Genomic DNA, 15,222 nt, shown 5'->3' on the forward strand with positions numbered 1-15,222 from the left:
TTTTTTTTATACCGAAGACGGGATACGAGGTTTTTTGCTGTCTCGTGGGGTCGGAAATGTGTTTAAGGGACAGCCCTCGGCCACGGCCGGGGCCCTGCCGGCCGGCTTCCGGGTGTTCCGGGCGCAGGAGGGCTTCTCCGTCGCCCTCCCCGAGCACTGGACCCGGCTGGACACCACCCGCTCGGGCGACCTCGCCTACCGGGTCACGTTCGGCGCCGAGGGCGATCCGCGCACCCTCGCGGTCACCTACAGCGAGCGCGTCGGCCCGGATCCGGTGGCGGTCTGGCGCGAGGACGTGGAGCCGGGCCTGCGCCGGGCCGAAGGGTTCGAACGCATCGGGGAGATCGAGGCGACGACGTACCAGGGGTACGCGGCGGCCGACATGGAGTGGGCCGTCGACGTCGACGGCACCCGGGTGCGCACCTTCGGCCGCGGCTTCCTCCTCGGGGGCAACCGCGGGTTCTCCCTGCGCTGGACGACCCCCGCGGCCGACTGGGACGCCACCGCCAACAGCCGGGCCCTGTCCACGTTCCTCAAGACCTTCCGGCCGGGGCCGGCGTGAGCCGTCGTCTCCCTCGCAAGCCGGCGAACGCGGCCTTCGCGGCCTACCGGACAGGAGCCCGGCCGCGCGGCGCGCGCTGCCTGCGCAAGGGGCCTCCGTGCAGTGGTTGTGTGGTCCAGCGGGCGGTGAAGGTCCTGGCCGGGAGGGAGCAGGTCACCCGGAGCCGGTGCGGGGTCTCCAGGAAGGCCAGATCCACGGCGAGGGTGTCGCCGTCGCTCCAGCCGCCGCTCGCGGCGACGGGCACGGGTTCCTCGGTCACGGTCCAGCCACCGAACCCCAGCCGCGCGGGGATGCGGTCGTCGCCCTCGGCGAGGGTCAGTGTCCAGCCGTCGCCGTCCGCCGTGACGGTCACGCCGGTGAGGCCCGGCTGGTCGGCGCAGACATCGCCGTACGGGGTGAAGGCGGTCCCCGACCACGCGTGCGGGAGGTCCGGCGGCGCGGGCTTTCCGGGGGTGGGCGGCAGGGCCAGGCGGGTGAGGCGGCCGGCGAGGGCCGCGTCGGCGTCCTGGCGGCCGGACAGCGGGGCCGGGTGGAACGCCGGCAGGAGGTGCTCCCAGACGAGGTTGAGCAGGCCCTGCATGTCGGGGGTGGCCGCGGTCGTGGCGATGACGGCGTCGTGCTCGGGCAGGACGAGGCAGAACTGGCCGTAGGCCCCGTCGCCGCGGTAGCCGTGCCGGGACCGCCAGAACTGGAATCCGTACCCGCGGTCCCAGTCCTGCCGGTCGCCGGCGCTCATGGCGCCCGCGGTCGGGATGTGCTCGCGGGTCGCCTGCGCGATCCACTCCCGCGACAGCAGCCGCCGCCCGTCCCCTTCGCCTTCGCACAGGTACAGCTGGCCGAGCCGGGCGATGGCGTCGGTGGTGCCGTGCAGGCCGCTGAAGCCCAGCTCGCGGCCCTTCCGGTCGGTCAGCCAGGCGAGGTCGCCGAAGCCGAGCGGGTCCAGCAGCCGGGGCTTCAGGTAGGCGGTGAGGGTCTGGCCGGTGACCCGCTGGAGGATCGCGGCGAGGGTGTAGGTGGCGGGCTGGTTGTAGGCGAACACCGTGCCCGGGTCGCGGTCGGGCGGCAGCAGCAGGAAGCCGCGGACGAGGTCGTCGCGGTCGAGCGCGCGGGCCCGGTCCACGGTCTCGGCTTCGTGTCCACTCGCCATCGACGCCACGTGCCGCACCAGCATCGCGCGGCTGCGCGGGTCGGTGATGTCGGCGTCGAACTCCGGGAAGTACGAGATCACCGGGTCGTCGAGCCCGATCAGCCCCTCGGCCACGGCGAACCCGGCGGCCGTCGAGGTGAAGCTCTTGCTGAGGGAGTACAGCAGGTGGAGACGGTCGGGCGTGTACGGCGCCCACCAGCCGGCGGCGACGACCCGGCCGTGCCGCAGGACCATGAGGCTGTGCGGCTCGATGGCCTCGGCCGCGTCGACGGCGTCGAGGAAGGCGAGGACACCTGAGGCGTCGACGCCCTGGGCGGACGGGGTGCCGGCAGGCAGCGGACGGGCGCTCATGCCCGCATCCTTCCCCGAACGCCCGCCGCAGGGCGAGGGCATAAAAAGGGGCACCGGGGGACACCGAGGGATGTTCCGGCCCCGACCGTGGCCCGTTTCCGCCCCAGCCCTCTGGGGACCCGGGCACACATGGTGCGAATCGGATACACGATGATGACCGAACAGGCCGGCCCGCGTGAACTGGTCGGCCATCTGGTGCGGGCCGAAGAGGCCGGCTTCGATTTCTCGGTGACCTCGGACCACTACTTTCCGTGGCTGCGGTCACAGGGCCACTCCCCCTACGCGTGGAGCGTGCTGGGCGCCGCTGCCCAGGCCACCTCGCGCATTCCGCTGATGACGTACGTGACCTGCCCGACGGTCCGCTACCACCCGGCGATCGTGGCGCAGAAGGCGGCCACCATGCAGTTGCTGTCCGAGGGGCGCTTCCGGCTGGGGCTGGGCTCGGGGGAGAACCTCAACGAGCATGTGGTGGGCGGGGGCTGGCCCTCCGTGGACGTACGGCACGAGATGCTCGAGGAGGCCGTGGAGATCATCCGCGCCCTGTTCGAGGGCGGCCACGTGACCCATCACGGCACGCACTTCGACGTCGACTCGGCCCGGCTGTGGGACCTGCCCGACACGCCGCCCGAGATCGGCATCGCCGTCTCCGGGGAGCAGTCGTGCGCGCTCGCGGGGCACCTCGCCGACCTGGTGATCGCCACCGAGCCGAAGTCCGGGCTGCTGGAGGCCTTCGACCGGCACGGCGGTGCGGGCAAGCCGCGCGTGGGCCAGCTGCCGGTCTCCTACGACCCCGACCGGGACACGGCGGTGAAACGGGCGCACGCGCAGTTCCGCTGGTTCGGCAGCGGCTGGAAGGTGAACTCCGAGCTGCCGCACCCGGACTCCTTCGAGTCGGCGACCCAGTTCGTCACCCCGGACGACGTGGCCGCGTCGATCCCGTGCGGCGACGACCCGGACGCCTTCGTCGAGGCGGTGCGGCCGTACGCGGAGGCCGGGTTCACGGAGATCGCCCTGGTGCAGATCGGCGGCGACACGCAGCCGGCGTATCTGGACTTCTCGGAGAAGACACTGCTGCCCGCCCTGCGCGAGGCCTTCACCTGACCCACCGGCACGGCCACCGGCGTGAGTGACGGGCGCGGGCGGAGGCCGGGACTGTCCTGGCGCCTGTCTGACGATTCCGCCGGGACTGTCCTGGCGATTCCCCGCTGCCGCGCGACGCCACGCACGCACGCTCGCCGTACCGGTCGCAGACCCAAGTACGTCCAACGGCCCCGCACTCCCCAGACCTCGGCCGGGGGACCCCCGGAGCACGCGCCTGACGCCGCGCGGCCGCCCTCCGGGCGACGACGGGAACCGTCGGACAGGCCCTAGGCTGCCGGTCGGCACGTCCCGTTCCGGGGCGTGCGGTTTCCGCAGTCTGCACAGGAGAGTCATCCGTGACCGTAGCGATCGACCCGTCCGAGACGTCCGCCGCGGCGGTGTCCCCCGCGCCGCTGTCCGACCTCGTGGCGCGCGACGCCCGCGAGTTCGGCGTGTACGCGCGGACCGGTGGGTGGGCCTTCGGGCTGATGGTGGCGCGCAGCGTCCGGCCGGGCGGGCAGAGCGCGCAGGAGACGCCGAAGGTGTCGGCGAAGGAGTTCGCCGAACTGGCCGGCTGCTCCGCGGAGCGCGTCATGCGCCACTACAAGGCCTGGGACCGGGCCGCCGACGACGGTCTCGTCCCGCACTTCGAGGAGCTGGCGCCGGGACAGCAGGTCGAGCTGCCGGACGCGGACGTGTGGCCGACCTACTACGTGTCGCGCTCCAGTGCGTCCTCCGAGCGCGGCACCGCGATCGCCAAGGCTGCCGAGGCCGAGGGCATCCGGCCGACCAAGGCGCTGGAGGTGGCCGAGAACCCGACGGCGCTGCGGGCCGCGATCCTCGCCGACCCCTCGACCGCGCGGGCGGCCCGTGCCGCCCTCCTGGACCGCGTCAAGGAGGACCCGGAACTGCAGACCGAGCTGGCGCGGGACGTGGTGCGCACCGACGACCTGAAGAAGGCCGTCGCCAGCGAGAGCCGCTCCGCGGACCGGATCGGCTACGTCCGTCAGATCGCCGAGTCCGGGCAGATCAAGACGCCCGCCGGGCAGACCGTCGACGCGCCCGCCGACCTGCGCCAGGAGGCCGAGCGGCATCTGTCGCTGCTCGACGAACTGGACGAGGGCGAGGACTGTGGCGAGTGGGCGACGGAGGCGTACGGCACGCTCAGGACGCTCGTCGTGGAGGCCGTGGAGGCCGACCCCGAGCTGCGGGTGCAGGAGCGGCGCACGAAGTTCTACAGCGGTCTGCAGAAGGCGACGAAGGTGTTCGAGGAGCTGACCTTCGACGACGCGCAGGACTTCTACGAGGACGACATGGTGCAGCAGCTGGAGGAGCTGCAGCAGGCGATCGGCAGCTGCATCGCGGCCCTGCGCGGGGCCCGAGCCACGGACTGAGCCGTACACGGCGCCGTACGCGGCGGGCGGCAGGGGCGGCCGTACGCGGGGCCGCCCGTCCGCCGCCGTGCGGTGAGCCAGCCGTGCGGTGCGGCCGCTCAGCGGGACGTGTAGCGGTGCCGGGTCCACAGCGGGACGCCGAACCAGCACAGCAGGTACCAGACGACCACCCCGGTCACGAGATAGGGCACATAGCCGTCTTCGGTGGCCACCCGCAGGATCAGCAGCAGGGCCGAGGTCATCGTGGCGAGCAGCAGCACCAGCCCGACGAACGTCATCCGGGAGGCCCAGGTGACCGCCTGGGGCTTCACCCGCCGTCCGGAGACCAGCCGGTGCAGGGACACCGGGCCTATCAGGGCGCCCGTCGCGCAGGCGCCGAGCACGACCGTGACGATGTAGATGGCCCGGTCGGTGTCCTCCAGGCTCGCGTAGCGCGGGGTGAAGACGACCGTGAGCAGGAAGCCGAAGAGGATCTGGACGCCGGTCTGGGCGACGCGGACCTCCTGGATCAACTCCCCCCACATCCGGTCCGCCCGCTCCTCCTCGGTCTCGTTGCGCCCTCTTCGGCGCTCGGCCCCCGCCGCCGTGTCGGCCACGTGTCCTCCCCGGTTCGAGTGGATGTTCCCCCGGGCGAGTACCCGCCGGCCGGCGTTTCTCTCCGGCCCCGGCGCGGTCCGGCTACCAGCGGCCCTCGACCTGCGCCTTGATCCGACGCTCGTACAGGTCCCGGACCGCGGCCAGGGTCTCCTCGGACAGCTCGGGCAGGCGGGCGGCGGCCGCGTTGGCGCGGGCCTGCTCGGGCGAGCGGGCGCCTGGGATCACCGTGGTCACACCGGGCTGCTGGACGATCCAGCGCAGCGCCAGCTGGGCCGGGGTGTATCCCTCGGGGGCGAGCGCGGAGAACTCGGCGGCGGCCTCGACGCCGGTGGCGTAGTCGACGCCGGAGAAGGTCTCGCCCTGGTCGAAGGACTCGCCGTGCCGGTTGTAGGTGCGGTGGTCGTTCTCCGGGAAGACGGTGTCCTTGGTGTACTTGCCGGACAGCAGACCGGAGGCGAGCGGCACGCGCGCGATGATGCCGACGCCGGCCTCGCGGGCCGCCGGGAGCACCTCGTACAGCGGCTTCATGCGGAACGGGTTGAGGATGATCTGCACGCTGGCCACGCCCGGCCGGGCGATCGCGGTGAGGGCCTCGGCGCAGGTCTCCACGCTGACGCCGTAGTGGGCGATGCGCTCCTCCGCCACCAGGGTGTCGAGGGCGTCGAAGACCTCGTCCGTGGAGTACACGGGGGTGGGCGGGCAGTGCAGCTGTACGAGGTCGATGCGGTCGACGCCGAGGTTGCGGCGGGAACGGTCGTTCCAGGCGCGGAAGTTGTCGAGGACGTAGTTCTCGGGGATCTGGTCGACGCGGCGGCCCATCTTGGTGGCGACCAGCACGTGCAGGTCGGGCCGTCCGCCGAGGAAGGCGGCGATGGTCTGCTCGCTGCGGCCGTCGCCGTACACGTCGGCGGTGTCGAAGAAGGTGACGCCCGACTCGGCGGCCGCCTCCAGTACCGCCAGCGCCTCCTTGTCGTCGACGTCGCCCCAGTCGGCGCCCAGTTGCCAGGTGCCGAGACCGATGACGGATGCGTGCTGACCAGACCTGCCGAATTCGCGCTCGTCCATGGGTGCAGTCTGTCATCCGTTCCGGCCGGGTGCGGAACCGGCCGGTCCGGCCCACCACCTGCGGTTCGTCCACGCGGGGGCCGGCCGGCCCCGGCGGGCTACCGCCTGGAGGCGGGAGTGGTGGCCCGCGCCGTCCGCGTGGTCCTGGCGAGCCTCGGACCGAGCCAACGCTTGAGCCTGCGCAGGGCCTCCAGCCGCCCGGCGGCCTTGTCGAGCCGGTAGTACAGCTGTGGCGGGACGTACGGCAGCAGGGGCGAGTGGCGCTGCCCGAGCAGGGCGAACATCTGCTCCGGGGGCAGGTCGATGTAGCGGGCGAGGTTCTCGTACCACTGGGCGCTGTGGCGGGCGGCGCTCTGCGGGGTGAGCAGGGCGGCCGTGCGGTCGCGCTCGTAGCGGGCGAGGGCCCGCGGCAGGGCGGGGCACTCCCGCAGGGCGTCGGCGAGGGCGAAGGCGTCCTGGAGGGCGAGGGTGGTACCGGCGCCGATGGAGTAGTGGGTGGTGTGGGCGGCGTCGCCGAGGAGGACGACGTTGTCCCGGTACCAGGTGCGGTTGGTGAGGGTGCGGAAGGTCAGCCAGGGGGCGCCGCCGTCGCCGCGGGGGCGCCCGATCAGGGGGTGGCCGTCGAGGATGTGCGCGAAGAGTTTCTCCAGCCGCGCCGTGCCGCCGGCGTCGTCCGCCCGGTCGAGGCCGAGGCCGGTCCAGGTCTCGGGGGCGCATTCGATGACGCAGGTGCTCCGCTCGGAGCTGAACGGGTAGCCGTAGCACCAGATCCAGCCATGATCGGTCTCCACGAAGGCGAAGGTGAAGGAGTCGAAGACCTTGGTGGTGCCGAGCCAGACGTAGGGGTTGCGGCCGGGCGTCAGTTCGGCGCCGAAGTGCTGTGCGTGACGGGTGCGCAGGGCGCTGTGGACGCCGTCGGCGGCGACGACCAGATCCGCCTCGGGCAGGTCGTCGGGCGTGATCTCCCGCTCGAACTCCAGGCGTACGCCGAGTGCGCGGGCGCGGGCGGTGAGGATCTCCAGGAGCTTGTGCCGGCCGATGCCGTGGCCCTCGTCACCGGGCTGACGGGTCACCAGGTCCCGTACGTGCGCGACGCCCTGGTTCCAGCGCACGGAGTGCTCCTCGACGGCGCGCGCCGACTCGGGGTCGCGCACGTGGAGTTCGTCGAGGAGTGAGCGCCAGTAGGTGACGCCCCAGCCGTAGGTCGAGCCCTCGGGGTCGCGCTCGTGGACGGTGACGTCGTGGGACGGGTCCTGCCGCTTGAGCAGGATGGCGAGATACAGGCCGGCGGGCCCGCCACCGACGCAGGAGACCTTCACGCACACCCCCGGGAATGACGAATTGTGGCCGGTCGACGACGCACAGTAGCAGCGGGCAGGGGTGGCCACCGCGGGCCCTTCTTCGCGATTCCGTCACTTTCTCCACGTGAGCCACACCACCGGCGGAGCGGTCGCGCGCGAAAGATCACCGAAAGGGACCATTCCGGGGAAAGGAATTGCCCGTTCCGCCACACCAGGTGCCCATCGGACGGCAAGATCATCTTCCTTGAACATTGCACGACTTATTATCGATTGTCCTGATCACGGCCAACCCGTCCCGCGGGATTTCTCCCGTTCTCCGGTCGGCCGATAGGCATGCGGGGTCGTCAACCGAACGCACCCCAGGAGGTCCCGCATGCCGGAACTCAGCCGACGTCGCGCACTCACCACCGCGGCGGCTCTCGCCGCGAGCGCCGCCACCGCCACCGGGACGGCCGCGGCGCACTCCGCGAACGCGACCCCGTCCGGCTCCCCCGACTCCCCCGACGCCTTCGACGAGGTCTACAAGGGGCGTCGGATACAGGGCCGGCCCGCCTCCGGAGGCGGGCATCACGGCGGCGGTCACCACGGCGGCGGCTACGCGGTGTTCGTCGACGGCGTGGAGCTGCACGTGATGCGCAACGCCGACGGCAGCTGGATCAGCGTCATCAGTCACTACGCCCCGGTGCCGACCCCGCGGGCCGCCGCCCGCGCCGCGGTCGACGAGCTGCAGGGCGCCCGGCTGCTGCCGTTCCCCGCCAACTGACCACCTCGCACGCATACTTGGAGCACCGCACAGATGACCGTCCGTAAGAACCAGGCGTCCCTGACCGCAGACGAGAAGCGCCGCTTCGTCGCCGCCGTCCTCGAACTCAAGCGCAGCGGCCGCTACGACGCCTTCGTCACCACGCACAACGCGTTCATCGTCGGCGACACCGACAACGGCGAGCGCACCGGCCATCGTTCACCGTCCTTCCTGCCCTGGCACCGCAGATTCCTGCTGGAGTTCGAGCGGGCGCTCCAGTCCGTGGACGCTTCGGTGGCGCTGCCGTACTGGGACTGGTCCGTCGACCGGTCGCCGCGTTCCTCGCTGTGGGCGCCGGACTTCCTCGGTGGTACCGGGCGCGCCCGGGACGGACGGGTGTCGGACGGCCCGTTCGCCGCCGCCGGCGGCAACTGGCCGATCGGGGTGCGCGTGGACGGGCGGACGTTCCTGCGGCGCGCGCTCGGAGCCGGCGTGCGTGAACTGCCGACGCGGGCCGAGGTCGACTCGGTGCTGGCGATGCCGACGTACGACATGGCGCCCTGGAACAGCGGGTCGGACGGTTTCCGCAACCATCTGGAGGGGTGGCGGGGCGTCAACCTGCACAACCGGGTGCATGTGTGGGTCGGGGGCCAGATGGCCACCGGGGTCTCCCCCAACGACCCGGTGTTCTGGCTGCACCACGCCTACATCGACAAGCTGTGGGCCCAGTGGCAGCGGCGGCATCCGGAGGCCGGGTACCTGCCGGCGGCGGGGACACCGGACGTGGTGGACCTGCACGAGACGATGAAGCCGTGGAACGACACCACCCCGGCCGACCTGCTCGACCACACCGCCCACTACACCTTCGACACCGCCTGACCGGAGCCCGGTTGTCCGCGCGGGCCGCGGGGTACCCGGGCGCCACGTACCCGAGAGACAGGAGGAGGCCGACCGTGACACAGGTCGAGGAATCCGTCGAGGTGGGTGTCCCGGTGCACACCGCCTACAACCAGTGGACGCAGTTCGAGACGTTCCCCGAGTTCATGGGCGGGGTCAGGCGCGTCGAACAGCGCACCGACACGCTCACCCACTGGGTCATGGACGTCAACGGGGTGCACCGGGAGTTCGACGCGGAGATCACCGAGCAGATCCCGGACGAGCGGGTTGCCTGGGCGACGGTGGGCGGCGAGGCCCGGCAGTCCGGTGTGGTGACCTTCCACCGCCTCGACGACGATCACACGAAGGTCATGCTCCAGATGCTCTTCGAGCCGCAGGGCCTCGCCGAGACGGTCGGTGACCGGCTCGGCTTCGTGAAGCGGCAGACCAAGGGCGATCTCAAGCGCTTCAAGGAGTTCATCGAGGAGCGCGGACTCGAGACCGGCGGCTGGCGCGGCGTGGTCGTCTGACCGCTGCCGCCGGCCCGCCCCGGCCCCGTCGCCGTGGCCCGTACGACAGCCGTACGGGCGCGGTCAGCCGGCCGCCGCGGTGCGGCACTCCGGGTGGCCCCAGCCCTGATCGTTCTTGGCGATCGGCTCGCCCTGTGCGTAGGGGCGCCCGCACACACAGCGGCCGGGGAACTTGGCCTTGATCGTGCGGGCGGACGAACCACCGGCCCGCCGGGGCGAGGCGCCCCCGCCGGACCCGGTTCCCCCGGTTTTGCCGTCGGCCTTGCGGCGTACGGCGGACTTGGCCGGGGCGTCGGGGGCGGGCGGCGGCTCGGGCGAACCGAGGGCGCTGCCCGCCGGCTCCTGCACGATCGCCGCCTGGCTGGCGGCCCGGTCGGCGAAGTCGTTCAGCTTGTCGCCGTCGACCTGGTGGGCGGGCACATAGCGGAACTCGACCGTGCGGCCGCCGAGCAGTTCGTCGATGCGCACGACCAGGTCCTGGTTGGCGACCGGCTTGCCCGCGGCGGTCTTCCAGCCGTTGCGCTTCCAGCCGGGCAGCCAGGTCGTGACGGCCTTCATGGCGTACTGCGAGTCCATGCGGATCTCCAGCGGTACGTCGGCGTCGACCGCCGCCAGCAGGCGCTCCAGGGCGGTGAGTTCGGCGACGTTGTTGGTGGCCCTGCCGAGCGGGCCCGCCTCCCAGCGGGCCGGGGCCTCAAAGGCGTCGGAGATCACCCAGGCCCAGCCCGCCGGTCCCGGGTTTCCCTTCGAGGCCCCGTCGCACGCGGCCACCACTCGTTCACGCATGCGCACGATCATGCCATGGCGCCGCGGTGGGTCCGTCGCGGCTAGGAGACGGCCCCGGTCTGCGGCATCTCACCCTCGGTGGTGGTGACGTCGATGACCGAGAAGTTCGCGCCCTGCGGGTCGGTGAGGGCGGCGAACCGGCCGAACGGCGTGCCCATCGGGCCGAACCGGAGCTGTCCGCCGAGCTTGGTGGCCTTGGCGACGGCGTCGTCGCAGTCGGGGACGGTGAAGTAGACGTTGATGTAGGAGGGGACCTCGGGCGGGAAGTCGTCGCCCATCGCCATCCGGCCGAGGACGGGGTCCTGCCCCAGGTCGTAGAGACGGAAGTCGGTCTCCTGGTCCTCCAGCTGCCGCTGCCCGTACCCGTAGACGGCGGAGAGGAAGGTGTCGGCCTTCTCCGGCTCGCGGGTGAAGACCTCCGCCCAGGCGTAGGCGCCGGGCACACCCGTCGCCTCGAAGCCCTCGTGGCTGCCGGCCTGCCACACGCCGAACACGGCGCCGCTGGGTTCGCGGGCCAGGCACATGGTGCCGAACTCGCCGACCTGCATCGGCTCCATCAGCACCTCGCCGCCGTTCTCACGGATCTTCGCCGCGGTGCCGGTGGCGTCCTCGGCGGCGAGGTAGAGGCACCAGGCGGACTGGCCCTCCTGTCCGGGCATCGGCGGTACGACGGCGGCGACCGCCTTGCCGTCCGCGTAGGCCTGGGTGTAGTTGCCGTACTCCGACGACGACTCGCCGAAGGTCCAGCCGAGGACATCGCCGTAGAAGCGCTTGGCCCCTTCCACATCGCTGAACATCGCGTCGGCCCAGCAAGGGGTTCCCTCGGGTTGCACGGCCATGGTGGTGGCCCTTCCGGTGAGAGCGGTTGGTGTCCGTTTCCTCACGCTAGTCATCCACCCGCCCGCCCGCGCGCCGAATGCCGGCTGTGCCCTAGCTTCCGCCGGGTTGACCGTCGTCCTTGTCCTTCGGGGGACGGCCGTACGGGGCTTCGCCCGCGGTGAGGTGTTGCAGTACCTCGACCAGTTCCTGGCAGGCCCGTTCGACGGAACGGCGCGTGTTGCGCTGCTCGGTGATGACGGCCGACAGCAGCAGGGCGGTCAGGGCCATGGTGCCGTTGAAGGCCTGGAGTTTGCTCATGACCTCGACGCGGGTCAGCCCCGCGAAGGGACCCACCTCGTCGGTGGCCGCGACCGTGGCCAGGACCGAGGTGACCAGGGCGCACAGCATGCTGCCGGCGAGCTGGAAGCGCAGGGCCGACCAGATCAGCAGCGGATAGACGAGGAAGAGCAGGCTGACATGGCTGTTGGTGGCCAGGGGAATGAGCGCGAGGGCGATGACGGCCAGGCCCGCGGCCTCCTTCCAGCGGGTCAGGGGCGGCGGCCGGCGGGCGGTGTGCACGACGAGCAGCACGGGCGTGACGATGAGGACGCCCATCGCGTCGCCGACCCACCAGGCCAGCCAGACGGGCCAGAAGGCGTGCGCGGGCAGCTGGTCGGTGACGAGGAGGACACCCACGCCCACGGTCGAGCTGAGCAGCATCGCGGTCAGCGCCCCGAGGAACACCAGGGCGAGACCGTCGCGCAGGCGGGCGAGGTCGCTGCGGAAGCCCACCTTGCGCAGCATGAGGTAGGCGCAGACGGGGGCCGCGGTGTTGCCCGCCAGGTTGAAGACGACGGACGGGCTGAGCGAGGTGAGCGACAGGATGACCAGGAGCGCCCCGAGGGCGATTCCGGCCCAGCAGCGGAGCCCGAGGATCAGCAGGCAGGCCACGGCGACGCCGGAGGGCGGCCAGATGGGGGTGAAGATCGCGCCCTCGACGACCAGCTGGCGCAGCAGGCCCAGCCTTCCGGCCGCGTAGTAGCCGGCCGCGACCACCGCCGTCTCCGCGGCGAGGACGGCCGGCCGACGCAGATCGCTGGTGCCCACCACAGCAGTCATCAGACACCGGGCCCGTGCCGACGGCGAGGCGGGAGGCACCTGGACCGGCCCTATGGCTGAACGCGCCGCGCTACCCGCCCGAAACGCCGTCGTGCCCGACGACCAGGACGGCCGCGTCGTCCTCGTGCCCGACGCGCTCGGCGCCCTTCATCACGGCGGTGGCGAGGGCATGGGCCTCCAGGCCGGCGACGGCGGCGATGCCGGCGAGGCGCACGACCTGGTCCAGTCCCTCCTCGACGCTCATCGACGGCCCTTCCACGACGCCGTCGGTGAGCAGCACGAAGACCCCGCCCTGGGTGAGCCGGTACCGGGTGACCGGGTACTCCATCGCCTCCTGGACGCCGAGCGGCGGTCCTCCCTCGTCCTCGGACACGCCGGACCTGCCGTCCGCGGTGGCCCACACGCACGGGATGTGTCCGGCCCGGGCGCTCTCCACCACGCCGGTGGCCGGGTCGAGGCGCATGAACGTGCAGGTGGCGAAGAGGTCGCCGCCGAGGGAGATGAGGAGGTCGTTGGTCAGGGCGAGGAGTTCGCCGGGCTCGCTGGTGACGGAGGCGAGGGCGCGCAGGCCGACACGGACCTGGCCCATGAAGGCGGTCGCCTCGATGTTGTGGCCCTGGACGTCACCGATGGACAGGCCGATACGGCCGTCGGACATCCGGAAGGCGTCGTACCAGTCACCGCCCACGTTGAGGCCGTGGTAGGCGGGCGCGTACCGGACGGCGATCCGGTAGCCGCGCATGGCGGGCAGGTCCCTGGGGAGCATGCCGCGCTGGAGGGCGATGGCCAGTTCGACGCGGGAGCGTTGCAGTTCCGCGCGTTCGCGCGCCTGGGCGGTGAGCGAACCGAGCCTGGCCAGCAGCTCGTCGCCGTCGTCCGTCGGACGCTTGCGGAACATGGCTCACTCCGGAGAGGACGGTAGCCCCTTCGGGGCGAACCTCAGATTTTACGTTTACTGGATGATACCGACATATCGGGCATGGCTGGCAGTGCGCTGCCGTCTGAGGGCAGCCGAAGGGCGGTTGGAGGGCCGTCTGGGGCGAACGGCGCGGCGCGGTGGTGCGCGCCGCGCCGCGGCCCCGGTGGATCAGCCGCCGAGGGCCGCCATCACCACGTCCTTCGCCTCCTCCTGCACCTGGCGCAGGTGGTCGGGGCCCAGGAACGACTCGCCGTAGATCTTGTACACGTCCTCCGTGCCGGAGGGGCGGGCGGCGAACCAGGCGTTCTCGGTGGTCACCTTGATACCGCCGATGGCCGCGCCGTTGCCGGGCGCCTCGGTGAGGACGCCGGTGACCGGCTCGCCGGCCAGGGTGCCGGCCGTGACCTGCGCGGGTGAGAGCTTGGCGAGCAGCGCCTTCTCCTCACGGGTGGCGGGCGCGTCGATACGGGCGTAGGCGGGCTCGCCGAAACGTGCCGTGAGCGCCGTGTAGTGCTCCGACGGGCTCCTTCCGGTGACGGCGGTGATCTCGGAGGCCAGCAGCGCCAGGATGATGCCGTCCTTGTCGGTGGTCCACACCGAGCCGTCGCGGCGCAGGAAGGACGCGCCGGCCGACTCCTCCCCGCCGAAACCGAGCGAGCCGTCGACCAGACCGTCCACGAACCACTTGAAGCCGACGGGCACCTCGACGAGACGGCGGCCGAGGTCGGCTGCCACCCGGTCGATCATGGAGGACGACACCAGGGTCTTGCCGATGCCCGTGCCGTCCGGCCACTGCTCGCGGTGGGCGTAGAGGTAGGAGATGGCGGCGGCCAGGTAGTGGTTGGGGTTCATCAGGCCCGTGTCCGGGGTGACGATGCCGTGCCGGTCGGCGTCGGCGTCGTTGCCCGTGGCGATGTCGAACCGGTCGCGCTGCGCGATGAGCGAGGCCATCGCGTACGGCGACGAGCAGTCCATGCGGATCTTGCCGTCCCAGTCCAGCGTCATGAACCGCCAGGTGGGGTCGGCGAGCGGGTTGACCACGGTCAGGTCGAGGCGGTGCTCCTCCGCGATCCGGCCCCAGTAGGCGACCGAGGCCCCGCCGAGCGGGTCGGCGCCGATACGGACGCCCGCGGCGCGGATCGCGTCCAGGTCCAGGACGGCCGGCAGGTCGGCGACGTAGGCGCCCAGGAAGTCGTGACGGCCGGTGCCGGGCGCGCCGAGCGCCTGACGGTAGGGGATACGGCGTACGTCCTTCAGGCCCGCCGCGATGATCTCGTTGGCGCGGTCCTGGATCCAGGAAGTGGCGTCGGAGCCCGCCGGGCCCCCGCTGGGCGGGTTGTACTTGAAGCCGCCGTCACCGGGCGGGTTGTGCGAGGGGGTGACGACCACCCCGTCCGCGAGGCCCCTGGTGCGGCCCCGGTTGTGGGTGAGGATGGCGTGCGAGACGGCCGGGGTGGGCGTGTAGCCGTCGGCACTGTCGATGAGCACGCTCACGTCGTTGGCGGCGAACACCTCCAGCGCGGTCACCCGGGCGGGCTCGGACAGCGCGTGGCTGTCGGCGCCCAGGAAGAGGGGGCCGTCGGTGCCCTGCGCGGAGCGGTACTCGCAGATGGCCTGGCTGGTCGCGGCGATGTGGTCCTCGTTGAACGCGGTGTTCAGGGAGGAGCCGCGGTGCCCGGACGTGCCGAACGCCACCCGCTGCGCCGGGTCGGCGGGGTCGGGGTGCAGCGCGTAGTACGCCGTGACCAGTCGGGCCACGTCGACGAGGTCCTCGGGGCCGGCCGGCCGACCCGCTCGTTCGTGCTGCATGGTCCGTTTCCTCCGCATGGGTTGATCCGTGGTTCGCCGTCCCATCTTTCCCCGTCGGAGGGCCGGTCCGCGAGGGGGCCCGGCCCGCCGTCCGCCCACGGCCGCGGGCTGGGGCCCCCGCGGAC

The 15,222-nt window shown here is 72.2% G+C and carries 14 protein-coding genes and 1 pseudogene; 6 read left to right on the forward strand and 9 right to left on the reverse strand.

The window, feature by feature from the left end; translation table 11 throughout:
• Positions 1-73: 73 nt before the first annotated feature.
• Positions 74-562 (forward strand): annotated as a pseudogene (locus P1P75_RS31300) (serine/threonine protein kinase); the annotation flags it as partial.
• A gap of 43 nt (positions 563-605) precedes the next feature.
• On the opposite strand, the gene P1P75_RS31305 reads toward P1P75_RS31300, so the two are convergent.
• On the reverse strand, positions 606-2,060 hold the full coding sequence (locus tag P1P75_RS31305; RefSeq protein ID WP_319261869.1) for a serine hydrolase domain-containing protein: 1,455 nt from the start codon (positions 2,058-2,060) through the stop codon (positions 606-608).
• Between the two features lie 129 nt (positions 2,061-2,189).
• Here P1P75_RS31305 and P1P75_RS31310 point away from each other — a divergent pair, with 129 nt between their 5' ends.
• Together P1P75_RS31310 and P1P75_RS31315 are read left to right on the forward strand one after the other, a co-directional pair.
• Entirely contained in the window at positions 2,190-3,161 is a 972-nt protein-coding gene (locus P1P75_RS31310) for an LLM class F420-dependent oxidoreductase (RefSeq protein WP_319261871.1), read from the forward strand.
• Positions 3,162-3,496: 335 nt separating this feature from the next.
• On the forward strand, positions 3,497-4,534 hold the full coding sequence (locus tag P1P75_RS31315) for a hypothetical protein (protein WP_319261876.1): 1,038 nt from the start codon (positions 3,497-3,499) through the stop codon (positions 4,532-4,534).
• 98 nt (positions 4,535-4,632) lie between these two features.
• On the opposite strand, the gene P1P75_RS31320 is transcribed toward P1P75_RS31315, so the two are convergent.
• The 3 genes from P1P75_RS31320 to P1P75_RS31330 all read right to left on the reverse strand — a co-directional run bounded on the left by P1P75_RS31320 (position 4,633) and on the right by P1P75_RS31330 (position 7,521).
• Positions 4,633-5,058: a DUF6328 family protein gene (locus P1P75_RS31320; protein ID WP_319261906.1), complete on the reverse strand. Its 426-nt coding sequence runs from the start codon at positions 5,056-5,058 to the stop codon at positions 4,633-4,635.
• Positions 5,059-5,212: 154 nt separating this feature from the next.
• On the reverse strand, positions 5,213-6,196 hold the full coding sequence (locus P1P75_RS31325; protein WP_319261878.1) for an aldo/keto reductase: 984 nt from the start codon (positions 6,194-6,196) through the stop codon (positions 5,213-5,215).
• 98 nt (positions 6,197-6,294) lie between these two features.
• Positions 6,295-7,521, reverse strand: coding sequence for an FAD-dependent monooxygenase (locus P1P75_RS31330; RefSeq protein ID WP_319261880.1), 1,227 nt, complete (start codon positions 7,519-7,521; stop codon positions 6,295-6,297).
• A gap of 349 nt (positions 7,522-7,870) precedes the next feature.
• Between P1P75_RS31330 and P1P75_RS31335 the strand changes: the two genes are divergently transcribed.
• The 3 genes from P1P75_RS31335 (at position 7,871) to P1P75_RS31345 (ending at position 9,645) form a co-directional block, all read left to right on the forward strand.
• The gene (locus P1P75_RS31335; protein WP_319261883.1) at positions 7,871-8,260 is read left to right on the forward strand and encodes a tyrosinase cofactor; all 390 of its coding nucleotides are present in this window, start codon (positions 7,871-7,873) and stop codon (positions 8,258-8,260) included.
• Between the two features lie 33 nt (positions 8,261-8,293).
• Positions 8,294-9,118: a tyrosinase family protein gene (locus P1P75_RS31340; protein WP_319261885.1), complete on the forward strand. Its 825-nt coding sequence runs from the start codon at positions 8,294-8,296 to the stop codon at positions 9,116-9,118.
• Between the two features lie 74 nt (positions 9,119-9,192).
• A complete protein-coding gene (locus tag P1P75_RS31345) occupies positions 9,193-9,645 on the forward strand; it encodes an SRPBCC family protein (protein WP_319261888.1) in 453 nt (150 codons plus the stop codon).
• 63 nt (positions 9,646-9,708) lie between these two features.
• On the opposite strand, the gene P1P75_RS31350 is transcribed toward P1P75_RS31345, so the two are convergent.
• The 5 genes from P1P75_RS31350 to pgm form a co-directional block, all read right to left on the reverse strand.
• On the reverse strand, positions 9,709-10,443 hold the full coding sequence (locus tag P1P75_RS31350; RefSeq protein WP_319261891.1) for a ribonuclease H: 735 nt from the start codon (positions 10,441-10,443) through the stop codon (positions 9,709-9,711).
• 29 nt (positions 10,444-10,472) lie between these two features.
• On the reverse strand, positions 10,473-11,270 hold the full coding sequence (locus P1P75_RS31355; protein ID WP_319261895.1) for a VOC family protein: 798 nt from the start codon (positions 11,268-11,270) through the stop codon (positions 10,473-10,475).
• Positions 11,271-11,361: 91 nt separating this feature from the next.
• Complete coding sequence (locus P1P75_RS31360; protein WP_319261898.1) at positions 11,362-12,369, reverse strand: MASE1 domain-containing protein; 1,008 nt, start codon at positions 12,367-12,369, stop codon at positions 11,362-11,364.
• Between the two features lie 70 nt (positions 12,370-12,439).
• Positions 12,440-13,267, reverse strand: coding sequence for a PP2C family protein-serine/threonine phosphatase (locus P1P75_RS31365; protein WP_319261901.1), 828 nt, complete (start codon positions 13,265-13,267; stop codon positions 12,440-12,442).
• A 189-nt stretch (positions 13,268-13,456) separates the two neighbouring features.
• The gene (gene pgm, locus P1P75_RS31370; RefSeq protein ID WP_319261904.1) at positions 13,457-15,097 is read right to left on the reverse strand and encodes a phosphoglucomutase (alpha-D-glucose-1,6-bisphosphate-dependent); all 1,641 of its coding nucleotides are present in this window, start codon (positions 15,095-15,097) and stop codon (positions 13,457-13,459) included.
• Positions 15,098-15,222 lie beyond the last annotated feature (125 nt).

The sequence above is a fragment of the Streptomyces sp. ID05-39B genome, assembly GCF_033794725.1.
Classification (GTDB): Bacteria; Actinomycetota; Actinomycetes; order Streptomycetales; family Streptomycetaceae; genus Streptomyces; species Streptomyces bobili.